Source organism: Longispora albida DSM 44784 (assembly GCF_000379825.1).
GTDB lineage: Bacteria > Actinomycetota > Actinomycetes > Mycobacteriales > Micromonosporaceae > Longispora > Longispora albida.
The window spans coordinates 195429-207021 of record NZ_KB903835.1; the positions used below are offsets into that span (position 1 = coordinate 195429).

Consider the following 11593-nt stretch of genomic DNA (forward strand, 5'->3'; position numbering starts at 1 on the left):
TCCTGCCCCCAGGCACCTGAAGGCCGATGCAAGGGGTCGCTCCGACCAGGGGTCTTGCCGGGCGTGGGGTGGCCCCAGCCGCCCCTAGAAGATCATGGACGATGTCCAGCAGATGGTCGTCCCGGTCGCCTCGAGGGAGATCGTCATCGCGGAGCTGCCCGTACCGCGCGATCAGCGAGGAGGCCAGCTCCGGTCGAGCCACTTCTGATGCCACCTAGCCCCCTCCCTCGGACCTGCCGCTGGAACGATTCTCCCGCACATGCGGGACTACCTCGGGTACGGGACCAGCCGGGTCCATTCGCGCTACGGAACCTGGGCTGCCAGGTCAGCCGCTCCGACCTGTGATAGCCGAATCTCCCATCGCTCGTTGGGCTCGATAGGCCAGTACGCCCATCGAGGATCTGAGTGGCGGAACTGGTCGGTGTAGCGGAGAGCCCTGAGGCCGAAGGGCCGCTTCGTGCCTTGTCTCAGAACAAAGGCGCGTTACGGATGCCGGACCAGCTTGCCCAGACCGAGCCGCCGACCACGATGACGAGTCCCGCCGTCGACAGAGAGTCCCAGAACGTCCAGAGATACAGAAGCAAGACCCCCAGGACCAGGAGCATCCCCTTGCCCATACCGTTGTAGGTGGCCGTGACCGTGTCGACGACGGCCGTCAAGACGAACACCGTGCTCCACAACAACATCGCCCACAGACCCAGGCTCCACCAGTGCCAGCCCGCCGAGCCCCACTCGGGCAGGCCCATGAACCAGTCCGTCACGCCCTGCATCCGCTCACCCAGAGCCGTCGAATGCTTCGAGGCAGGCGCGGACTGGACCGGGGCCGGCACCGCGACTGCCGAAGGCGCGAGCGGATCCGACGGACCCTTCTTGTCCCAGCCGAAGAACGTGGCGACCGCGAAACCGAGTCCGCAGATCGTGGCGATCTCACCAAGCCGCGTCAGAAACGGCCGACGTGCCGCACCATCACCAGCGCTGTAGATGTCGTCACCATCCGTCACCCGGTTCACGATGACAGTCGATGCCTTTCGCCACAAGGCCCAACGTTTCGGAAGCACTGGGCAGCCGTGAGCGCAAGCTGCTGCGCAGCACGGAGGGCTCCAGTCCGGATCAGCGCTCGATGGGAGCCGCTGGGTCGAGCTGGATCGCATCCGGATCGCTGCTGATGCGATAGGCGACTTCGAACCGGCCGGTCAGCGCGGACAGGTCCTCCAGCGTCAGGCTGATGGCGGTCGAGCGGTTCTTGAGAAACATGACCAGTTCCCAGACGGGCCACGCCAGCCGATCGGTGTACATCGGGAAGTCTCGCCCGCTCGCCTCCGCGTAGTCGAGCGTCCTTTCGATATGACGCCATCCATCGCAGTCTCTGCGGTAGACCGTTGCCGCCAGATCGAGATCTCCGAGCTGTTCCACGGAGTCGTCGAGGTAGCTTCCGAACACGGCAAGCTCCCCAACAGCGAGCAGGTGACTCGGATCCCGGTTGTAGACACGGACCCTGCTGACCGTTTCGTTGAGTAGCCGGTAGGCGGTTGCCCGGGTGATGGGCTTGCTGAATCTCGCTCGCGCAAGCGAATTGCCTTTGATCGTCGTCCTCCACTGGTGTTCACCGCCTGCCCATCGCTGAGAAGGCTCGAGGAAGCCGTCGGCACAGAACCGTTCAACGACCCTGCGTGCCGTAGCCTCGTCTAGCTCCAGGACTGCGCGCGCAGTCTTCAGCGGCCTACCACGTGACTGGTAGGCGCGCATCAATTCCCGGGCCAGTGGCGCGGGAACCCCGCAGACAACAGCTGCCTTCGCGATTCGCATGGACCGCTCCTTCGCATGCTTGGCTTCCCGCCTGCAGGAGGCTTGAGCATCGCCCTCGCCTCAATTGTCAGGCACTGGCCCACTCGTGCGCGCTTGCTGCTTGCTCGACCAGAGGTGAATCACCGGCGACATGGAAGCAAACGCTCGGTGTGGAAAAGATCCTCTGCGACGGAAGTTGACCACCGGACGGCCAGGGAAACAAAACGGACACCATTAGTGCCGCCTGACGAGCAGATAATGCCAGCTCAGAACATGTTTTTTATAGATGGCGATCACGGTTTGCGGGTCCAGGCCGGGAACCTTTTAATCCATTGGTTCAGGGTTCGAGCCCCTGGCGGCCCACCACCCGCGTCATTGCGGAAACCGTGTTTGTGCTGGCCCCGGCGGAGGTTGTGTCCTCTGCCGGGGCTTCGTCGTTGCCGTGGGGGATCTTGAACATGGGGATGATTCCTTCGTCGGTGATGCGGATTTCGTCGATGAAGCTTTCGATCATGGCTTTGCGTTCTCCGGGTGTGCCGGCGGTGATGGCCTGGCTGATGTTGGCCTGGATCTCGCCGAGGAGTGCTGGTGCCGGGGCGGTGGGTTCCGTGGCGATGGCGTGGGTGAGGTCGTCGTGCCGGTTGGTGAGTTTGTCGATGTCGGTGCGGAGCTGGGTGAGCCGCTGGCCGGTGGTGGTGCCGTCGAGGGTGCCGTTTTCGAAGGCGGTCAGGTAGCGGTTGACTGCGGCGTTCTTGGTGTGGATCTGGCTGGCGATGGCGTCGCGTTCGGCGCGCAGGTCTTGCTGGCCGTCTTGGTGCTGGGTTCTGGCGTGGGTGATGGCTTCGGCGATGAGTGTGTGGTGGCGAGTGAAGAAGTCGTGGAGGGCGTGCAGGACGGCGAGGTCAAGGTCGTCGGCGGGGAGGCGGGGTGCGTCGCAGCCGGCGGTGCCGTAGCGGTTGCGGTTGTGGCAGGTGTAGTACCGGTAGGTGCGGCTGCGGCCGTTGGCTGCGGTGCCGATGTAGGCGCCGCCGCATTTGGGGCAGGTGAGCAGTCCGGTGCAGTGGTAGTCGGAGCCGCTGGCGGCGCGGTGGGTGGTGGCGCTGGCGCGGGCTTCGGCGATGTCGTTGGCTTGGCGGAACGTGTCGCGGTCGATGAGCGGCTCGTGGGCGTTTTCGACGTACACGTCGCGGTAGGCGATGTCGCCGGTGTAGGCGGGGTTATCGAGGATGCGGTTGATGGTGTGCCCGGACCAGGGTTTGCCGGTCCGGTTGGGGATACCACGCCGGTTGAGTTCGGCGGCGATGGCGCGGGTGCCGATGCGGTCGCGGGTGTAGAGGGTGAAGATGTCCTTCAGGACGGGCGCCTCATCCGGGTGAGGGATGAGTTTGCTGGTGGTTTTGTCGACGAGGTAGCCGTAGGGCCTGGTGCCCCCGGCCCATTTGCCTTGGCTTGCTTTCATGGTCATTCCGTTGATCACCCGATCGATGATGGTTTCGCGTTCGAATTCGGCGAACGCGCCGACGAGCTGGATGAACATCCGCCCGGCGGGGGTGGATGTCTCGAAGGGTTCGGTGGCTGACGCGAAGGCGACGCCGGCCTGATCGAGGGCGGCGAGGAGTGCGATGACGTCGGCGACTTTGCGGGAGAGCCGGTCGAGGCGGTAGACGAGGAACACGTCGTACCGGCCCGCGGCTGCTGCGCGGAGTGCGTTCTGGAGTCCTTCCCGGTTGGTGGTGGCACCGGACGCGTCGTCGGTGTAGGTGGCGGCCAGTGTCCAGCCGGGCTGGGAGGCGATGTAGTTCTCGAGTGCCTGGCGCTGGGCCTCGATGGTGTAGGGCTGGTGCTCGTCGTCGGTGGAGCGGCGCAGGTAGATCGCGACCCGGCGCGGGCCGCCGGTAGCAGACGCAGTGGCTGGGGTGGCGGGTTTGGGCTGGCCTCGCCGGCGGAGGCGGGGTCTGGGGCGGGAATCGGGCGTGGACAAGAAGGACTCCGGAGGGGCAGGGTGATGGCGGGTGCCCGGGTGCGGGCACCCGCCATCGCTGGAAGGGGTTATTCGGGGGCGGCCGGTTCCGGAGCCGTGTTCATGTACCGGTTGATGAGTACCGCGAGTGCTTGCACGGCGTCGCGGTGCTCGGTTTCGGTCATGGGACGGGTCTCGATCCGTACCACCCGCATTGGGATGGACGTGCGGGCACGCACCTTCGCCTTCGTGCTGCGGCCAGGGGTTTTACCTGTGGCCTGGGCTGCGGGGGTACCGGGCGCGGCGTGACGATAGCTCGACTCCGCGCGTGGTGCGTCATGTTGCGGTGGGGGCTGGGAGGACATGGATCTCCGGTGAGGGACAGGCGGGGACGGACGGGCGCGCACATGGCAAAGGGCCTCCTTCAGGCAGGACGGATTGCTGACGGGATAAAGGTTTCCGGGGACGGCACGAGGCCGGGCCGGATCGCGGAGTGAGCCAGGCGGGCTGGTTCACGCTCCTGGGCGGGTACTGGCGGGACGTGCTGGGGACGGCCGCTGTTCAGCGGCGGGGGTCTGCGGACGGGAGTTCGATCAGCTTTCTCCGGTGCCCTGTTTCGCTGCCGGCGACCTGCCAGACGGTGCCGGCGGGGTGGCCGTCCTCGCTCATGGTCGCGACGGTGAGGAGCCCGCTGGCGACGGCGGGATGAGCCGCGAGTCTTTTGGTGAGTTCGGTTTCCTGCCTGCGGGTCTGCATCTGGTAGCAGATGACGTGGCCGAGCCCGGTGGCCCGGTGCAGGCGGGCGTAGCCGTCGAGTTTGGCGACCACCCGGCTGGTGTCTTCGGTGGCCCTGTCGTACTCGAGCCAGAACTCGCGGACCTGTTCGCCTTCCCGCCATGCGCCGTGCCCGTCGGGGCGGACGAGTTCCCCGGTGGCGTTGCGGCGGCAGGCGTTCTCTGACCACCACACCTGCAGTTCCGCGTCACCGCCGGTGGTGCGGGCGTGGATGGCGAGATCGGTGAAGAACGCGTTCACTCCGAGGAGGTGCGCGAGGCGGGGTGAGGTGGAGAGCCGGTCGGCGCGTTTGAGCGTGGTGGCCCTGGTGGGTACGGGCTGCCCGTCGCGGTTGGCGATGTAGGCGGCGCCGATGGGGCCGAGGCACCACCGCCAGGATTGCGATCCGGGGCGGACGAGGTCCCGGAACCGGATGAGGACGTCACGGGAGTGCAGGAGCGCTAGGCGGTTGCGGGCGGTGTGGGGGTGGCTGAACCCGAGCCCGGCGATCTGGGCGGTGGTGAGGACCTGGTGCTCGGCGAGAAGGCCGAGCAGCCACCGGTCACGCTCACCGAGCCGCCGCAGCTCACCGGCCACGGACGGCTCGGACGGCCTGCGGGCAGAAACGGCAGGACTCCCCGGACCTGGGCGGGAAGAACCGCTGCGGGCGGACGCGGAATCAGGTTGCCCAGCGGGGCTGGGGAGACGGTTTGCGGGATGCATGTATCAGTCACTCTTTCCAGGGGTGTACGCGGCAGGGGCACTGACCTGCGCTGTTAGAGGCGGGCGGGCCGGAGGTTCAGCCGGATGTTCGTGCACGGGGGACGGTCCGGATGAGGTTCCGGGTGAGTGTCCGGGTCCATCGGCGCGGCGATCGCGCTGCTGGGGGACACCGAAGGCGACCGGTAGCCCGGGACTGGCTGCGGGCTGGCTGCCGGAGCCGGCTTGATCGGGCCGGCCCGCAGGGAGCAGCCGTGCCGCGGCCAGCGCCCTGCGGGTATCGGCGGGCAGGCCCCGGCCCCGAGCCGCAGTCCGGAGGAACTGGTCGCGGCCGGGGGATGGTGGCGGAGCTGGCCGGGTGGTGAGGCTGAAGGGCTCTGCGTCGCGTCCGTCGATGACGAGGCGGGTGACGATGCCGTAGGCCTCACGCCGGGCCAGGTCTTCCGGCTCGAAGTACGGGGCGGTGTGATGAGCCCAGGCCTTGGCGTCTGCGGGGGCGAGGGAGAAGTACACCTTGTTACGGGCGTTGGCGTCGATCGCCGCCGCCATAGACGGTGTGAGCTGGGCTCCGTGCTGGTGCGCGAGGATCCACGACAGCCGCAGAGCCCGGGTCTCGGCGAGCGCTTCGTCGATGGCGATGGGCAGATTGAGGAAGTTGTGGCACTCGTCGATCACGACAGTGGCGTCCAGCCGTTCATGTTCGGGCAGGTCACCGCGTTTTCCCGCCGCACGCAGCACCGACGCCAGGAGCAGCGACCCGGTCAACCGGACCGTGTCATCACCCAGGGTTCCCTTCGGCAACCGCGCCAGGAGAATCCCTCCATCAAGGACATCCGTGAGGCTGAAAGTGGAAGCGGCGGTGCCGAGCAGGTCAGCGGCGAAACGTCGTGACAGCACCGCGCGGAGTTTCGACAGCAGAGGGCCCGCGTGGCGGTTCATCTCGCCGGGTGACTGCTGGTCATGCCACGCCCAGAAGGCCTCCAGGCTGGCGATGTCCAGGGGATCTGCGGTACGGCGGACCCTGGCGCGGACGCTGTCGCGGAACGTTTTTCCGGTGAGCAGCGGCGGGATGTCGGCGAGGGTGGAGCCTGGTACGTGAGCGAGGGTGGCCACGGCGTGGCGGGCGAGGTCTTCGAGCCTGCCGCCCCACGACGATGCCCACACTTTCGCCATCACCCCGACAAGCTGATCGGCCGTGTCAGCTGGATCGTGGCCGAGGTCGAACAGGTTGAACGCGGGCGGTGCTTCCTTCTCGTCAGGGTCGATCAGGACCAGCCGGCCAGCCGCCTCGGCGGGAAGGCGGTGCAGGGCGTCGCGGATCAGGTCACCTTTCGGATCGAGGACGATGATGCCGCGCCCGGCGCGGGCTTCGGTGATGATCAGGTTCAGCAGCAGCGTCGACTTACCCGTGCCCGTGGGGCCGGGCACGTGGAGGTGATGACGGGCGTCAGCCACGTCCACGCACACGAGGTCTGCTTTCGGCTCGAAGGGCGGGAACCCGAGCGGTTTCGGGTCGGATCGGCGCGGGGACGATGCCGGGACGAGGTCCAGGGGGACGGGGACGGGCCGGGACGGCCCCGCCGGCGGGGACGAAGTGGCAGAGGAGCGGGACGGCCGCACATCGGCGCGGCCGTCCATAGCAGAGGGATCGTGGAGGTGTCGCATCAGGAAGAATCCTTGTCGGTAAGGGTTTCAGGGGTAGTGCTGGAATCGGCCGGGCCAGCGGGCTGGGTCCAGCCGCCGTCGTGCCAGTCCGGATCGGCTCCGCTGCCGGTGGCGGGCTGGCCGCTGCGGCGGGCATCAGCGGCGACGGGCCGGTGGGCGGCTGCGGTGGTGATGCCGTAACGGGCGGGGTCCGCGGGCAGGCGGGCGAGGCTGCCGAGTTCCCCGGCCGTGACCAGGAACCAGTCGGCTGGCCGGGCACGCCGGTACCGGATCCATCGCCCGGCACGGCGCATCCTCACCGGGGTGAGGGCCCGGGTGACGGAGACGAACCCGTCGGCTGCCCGCCTCGCTTCCGCACTGCCTGCGGGGCCTGGGGTGCTGATGCGGATGGTGGCCAGGAAATGCGGGCCGGCCGCGAGCTTGCGGCGCGAGGCCTCCATGCCTTCCTTCTCCCACGGCTGCACGGGGCGCGGCCCCGCGTTCCGGGAGGACGCGGGGGCGCCTTGGCCGGGAAGGAAGATCGACAGCAGCCCGCGGATACCTTCCGCCAGCAGACCGATCGCCCCGGTGGCCAGACGTTCGAGAGGGCGGCGTGGCCTCACCGGATGGCGAGACGCCTGCCGCAGCGCCCGCAACCTGCGTGCCGGTGCTGGCCGGACGAGGACCTGCACCATCACCGGTGCTTCCGCCTGGGTGATCGCGGACAGCACCGGGCGGAGAAGATCACCGTCGGCACCACCGCGTTCCGAACGCAGCCCCGGTGGGCTGTCATCGTCGGTGAGCGGGCCGTGGTCGGCAACGGTGGCCCGTAGCCGCCACGCCACTGTCCCGCCGGCGAACACCGGACCGGATGCTGCTTCGATGCCGGCACCCGGCCATACCCGGCCCAGCTCGGCGGCAGCCGCGGCCTGCGGAACCCCGGCCGGCAGCCACACCCCAGCAGCCATCCGCCCGCTCACAGGATCACGGCCGAACTCGAACGCCAAGGGCAGCGTGACGAGTTTCGAGGTTTTCGCCGCGCGGGCCGCGAGTGCGGCCAGGAGCCGCCACGCGGTTACTGCCCGGGCGGGGTCGGTGGCCCTCGGCGGGGTGACCTTCAGCCAGTAACCCCGTGCGGCGGCTTTCTCATGCACCGCCCGGCGGGCGGCCCTCACGCCGATCCGCACGGCCAGCAGCCCGCACACCAGCGGCGGTACCCACGGCGACCACTCCGCCGCGAACGACTCGAGCGCAGGGAACACCGACTGTTCCCACCACTCGCCCGTACCCGGCGCAGGACTCGCGGCCATCATCGCACCGGAGTGGTACGCGGCGGGAAGAAGAGCACCTCCTTGCTGAACGAACAGTGAGGGCGCGGCAAGTGCCGCGCCCGGGACGAGAAACATCAGGGACAGGGATTCAGCCAAGAGAAGAGTCCTTAGTGGAGACAACCGCAGCGGGTAACACCGCGGCGCGGGCAATAGAGACAGCGGGATCGGGCAGGGGCATGAGGGCTCCGGGTCGAAGAGAGGAAAGGGGCGCGGCGAGTGCCGCGCCCCAGGACGGAGGCGAGAAGGTGACAGGCGTCAAGGTTCGATCTTTCTGGCGGACGTTGCCGTGCCGCGGGTGCGGCACAGCGGGAGGGGCTGCGTTTCTCCCCTTCACATACAGAAGGGGAAGCCGGCCCCGGGTTTCATCACAACTTCCGGGAAAGAACCTCCAGATTCATCCGTCCGGCTGATCAAGGGCCGGTGATTGTGCCCGGTCTGCTACCGGACGCCGGTTTCCTCGCCGCGCAGCACGGCCAGCAGCGCCGACGCGCGGGCGTTGCGGACGGTGTGCCCGTCGGTGCGCATCTGCGCGACGAGACTGTCGCGCGTCAGCGGAGCACCTCGGGCGCGCAGCCGGGCGGCTGCGACTCTCGCGGCTGGCAGCAGCTCCAGCTCCCGGCCGCCTTCACCTGGTGGCGGGGTACCAGGACGGGCCTGTTCCGGCGGTGCTGGGGAGGGGCCGGCCTCCTGCGAGCTGGCAGGTTGGGGGTCGAGGATGCCGGTGAGGAGCTTGACCGCGATCAGCAGCGCCAGGGCGGGCCAGCCCGCCACGACCTTCCCTACAAGGCCGTGCCCGCCGACCGCGACGTTCGCGGCCATGCTCGCCGCCGTTCCCGCGGCCAGGGCCGCCCACGGCAGCCAGCCGGAGATGCGGCCTGCCCGTTTGTCGGCGAACAGGACCAGGGAAGCGACGACCTCGATGCCGTCCACCGAGACGGGAAAAGCGTGCGACCGCCAGCCGCTTTCGCCGTGCGCGACCGCCAGGGTCCGCATGTGGTCATAAGAGATCGCCGCAGCGACCCCCGCGAGAACGGCGACCGTCGCGGTCGCCGCGATCCGCACACCCCGCGCCGGAGCAGGCGGCGAGCCATCACCGGGAGGGCGGGTTCCGGCGTTCATGAACCTCCCGCACGATCAGAGGAAACCGGGCGATAGGCGTCAGCGGCCATCGCGCCGGTGAGGGCAAGGGGAAACAGCAGGCAGCGCATGGGATTCCTTCACGGTGTGCGAACGGGAACCGCCCCGCAGGGAACACCTGCCACCAGGGCAGGGACACGGGGACGGCAGGGCCGGTTCTCTCAGCCCTCACCTACAGAAGGGGAACCCGGACCCCGCAATCATCACAACAACCCGGAAACTACTTTCCGTGACCGGGCCGGTACGGCAGGCCGTACGCTCGGAATTGCCGCCTGCCGGACGCCCTGCCATGTGCCTGCGGTCTGGCTGACGCGGCTGGCGACGCGGGGAAAGGGGAGTGCTGCTGGTGACCGCAGAGCCCGCGCCCGCTCCCGCTGAGCCGGAACCGGGGAATGAGCCGGACGGGGCTGCGGGGGCCGATAGCGCGCCGGGTCCGAATGCTCTGCCGCTGGTGGTGACGGAGCATCAGGCCCTGCAGGTCAGGGGTACCGGTGTGGCGCGGGGCTGGTTCGGAGGCAGTCCTCCCGGGGAGCTTCTGAAGCCCCTTGAGCTGCGGGCGCTGGTGCTGGACGAGAGCACCCCCCTGCAGGTGCGGGACACCGTGTGGCGTCACATCGTCGAGCGGGTCCGCGATGAGGGAGAAGACTGGTACCTCGTCGCGTTCGCGGCGGCCTACCCGGGCCTGTACCGGGCGGCGTGGAGACTACGGCCCGGCAGGCTGTGGCCCGCATCGGTGATCCGGGACGTGCACCGGCGGATCACCATCGAGTTCTTCGGCGTGCTGTCGGAGATAAAGCCCGATGGCGCACACCGCCTCGACATCACCCGCCCGCATGTCGCGTCCCGCGCGATCGGGCAGGCCCGCGACCACACCAAGGCATACTTCGAACGGCAGGTCGAAACCCGCCCCGCCGAAGACGACTACCTCGAGAAAGCGATCGACGCCGCCTGGCAGGCGTTCCGGCGCCGCGACCACACCTCCGCCCCGCCCCGGCACCCAGCGGCAGAGCACCCCGATGTCACCCTCGCTGACCTGGTCGCTGCGACCGCCGGCAACAAGGGCGGGTCTCGGCTGACCGCACAAGACGCCGAACTCGCTGCCCGTACCCGCTACGAATACACCGACGCAGCCGCAGGCGGCCTGAAAACCCGCACCATCCCCGCCGTCGCCGACGAACTCGGCATCCCCCGCACCGCCGCGATGATGCGCCACAAACGCGCCCTCGACCTCATCGCAGCACTCCTCGGCCACACCCGAACCCCCGCCACGGCACCAGAACCGCCAGCGGGAAACTAGACAAGCGGGCCTGCGGCACTCGCCCGGGGAAGGCCGCCTGACCTGAGCCGGTCCAGCAGCACACGCCGCTCAGCATCACCAGACCGGGCGCGGGCTTCAAGAATCCCCGAGACCATCAGCGCGACCCGCCGTGACCCGTCCCCGGACAGATCCTCATCCACGCGCACCGCGAACCCCGGAATGCTGTCCGTAAGAACCAGGACCGGTGCCCAGTCCGGGACGAAGCGGAACACCACCGAGAACTCCTCGCCCTGCACCAGTACGACGTTCCCGCCAGGTCCGGCGGTCACCCGCACCCGGTGCGGCAACCTGTCCGCCAGCCCCGCAGCACCCTCCACCGCCTCACGCACCGCAGGTGAGGACATCACCGGCAGCGCCACCGACACCGCCGACACCAGATCATGACCTGCCACAGCCGCAACCACCCCGCTGGCCAGTTCCTCGGCGAGTTCGGCCGCCAGAGCCCACCGCTTCCGCGCCGCCTTCCCCAGCCGGGGCGGCGCGGCCAGAGGCGGTCTCGGCCACGCCAGACGCGGGTCATCCACCGGAACCAGCAGCAAGCCCACGTCAGGCGCGGCAGGCTGTGCCTTTTCCTCCCGGGCAGCAAGCCATTCCTGGCGAGCATGAGCTGTCCGCGCTAGCCACCCCGTCCGTGTTCGCGGTAAACCCGCACCGTGCAGCACCAGCCCGCCACGGCGCGCGGCCACTCGCGCCCGCTGGCTCCGGGTCCATCCAGCTCGTGCCACCCTCACAGCCTGCCACCTTCACGTGCTGTCCGGGAGTTTTCGCGACCGCTGGCAACCCCTCTGACCTGCGGATGACGGCAGTGGAGACGATGAAGACGGCTGGCAGGTACGGGTCGCTGAGGGCCTGCCGATCATGACTGGCGGACAAGGCGGCAGCGGGAGATCACCTAAGAATTGATCATGTGTCAGCATGTCGGGC

The 11593-nt window shown here is 68.7% G+C and carries 9 protein-coding genes; 1 reads left to right on the forward strand and 8 read right to left on the reverse strand.

Annotation, left to right across the window (positions count from 1 at the left end; genetic code table 11):
* Positions 1 to 467: 467 nt before the first annotated feature.
* The 7 genes from A3G1_RS0124255 to A3G1_RS0124295 all read right to left on the reverse strand — a co-directional run bounded on the left by A3G1_RS0124255 (position 468) and on the right by A3G1_RS0124295 (position 9333).
* Positions 468 to 1010: a hypothetical protein gene (locus A3G1_RS0124255; protein ID WP_157641366.1), complete on the reverse strand. Its 543-nt coding sequence runs from the start codon at positions 1008 to 1010 to the stop codon at positions 468 to 470.
* 100 nt (positions 1011 to 1110) lie between these two features.
* Positions 1111 to 1806 (reverse strand): hypothetical protein, encoded by a 696-nt coding sequence (locus A3G1_RS41515; protein ID WP_026212465.1) that lies wholly within the window; start codon positions 1804 to 1806, stop codon positions 1111 to 1113.
* A 316-nt stretch (positions 1807 to 2122) separates the two neighbouring features.
* On the reverse strand, positions 2123 to 3766 hold the full coding sequence (locus tag A3G1_RS0124265; protein WP_018352095.1) for a recombinase family protein: 1644 nt from the start codon (positions 3764 to 3766) through the stop codon (positions 2123 to 2125).
* Between the two features lie 540 nt (positions 3767 to 4306).
* Positions 4307 to 5116, reverse strand: a complete 810-nt coding sequence (locus A3G1_RS0124275; protein WP_018352097.1) for a replication-relaxation family protein — start codon at positions 5114 to 5116, stop codon at positions 4307 to 4309.
* A 129-nt stretch (positions 5117 to 5245) separates the two neighbouring features.
* Positions 5246 to 6706 carry a type IV secretory system conjugative DNA transfer family protein gene (locus tag A3G1_RS36630; protein WP_245563585.1) on the reverse strand — a complete coding sequence of 487 codons (1461 nt, stop codon included), beginning with the start codon at positions 6704 to 6706 and terminating at the stop codon, positions 5246 to 5248.
* Positions 6707 to 6903: 197 nt separating this feature from the next.
* Positions 6904 to 8310, reverse strand: coding sequence for a hypothetical protein (locus A3G1_RS36635; protein WP_245563586.1), 1407 nt, complete (start codon positions 8308 to 8310; stop codon positions 6904 to 6906).
* A 342-nt stretch (positions 8311 to 8652) separates the two neighbouring features.
* A complete protein-coding gene (locus A3G1_RS0124295) occupies positions 8653 to 9333 on the reverse strand; it encodes a DUF2637 domain-containing protein (RefSeq protein ID WP_051110643.1) in 681 nt (226 codons plus the stop codon).
* Positions 9334 to 9802: 469 nt separating this feature from the next.
* On the opposite strand from A3G1_RS0124295, the gene A3G1_RS0124300 reads away from it, so the two are divergent.
* Positions 9803 to 10648 (forward strand): hypothetical protein, encoded by an 846-nt coding sequence (locus A3G1_RS0124300; RefSeq protein WP_018352100.1) that lies wholly within the window; start codon positions 9803 to 9805, stop codon positions 10646 to 10648.
* On the opposite strand, the gene A3G1_RS39015 is transcribed toward A3G1_RS0124300, so the two are convergent.
* A complete protein-coding gene (locus tag A3G1_RS39015) occupies positions 10645 to 11193 on the reverse strand; it encodes a hypothetical protein (RefSeq protein ID WP_157641367.1) in 549 nt (182 codons plus the stop codon). The two genes, A3G1_RS0124300 and A3G1_RS39015, sit on opposite strands and share 4 nt — an antisense overlap.
* Between the last annotated feature and the right edge of the window lie 400 nt (positions 11194 to 11593).

Coding starts and splice junctions, on each gene's coding strand:
- A3G1_RS41515 (WP_026212465.1), bottom strand. CDS start 1,806: ATGCGAATCGCGAAGGCAGCTGTTGTCTGCGGGGTTCCCGCGCCACTG.
- A3G1_RS0124295 (WP_051110643.1), bottom strand. CDS start 9,333: ATGAACGCCGGAACCCGCCCTCCCGGTGATGGCTCGCCGCCTGCTCCG.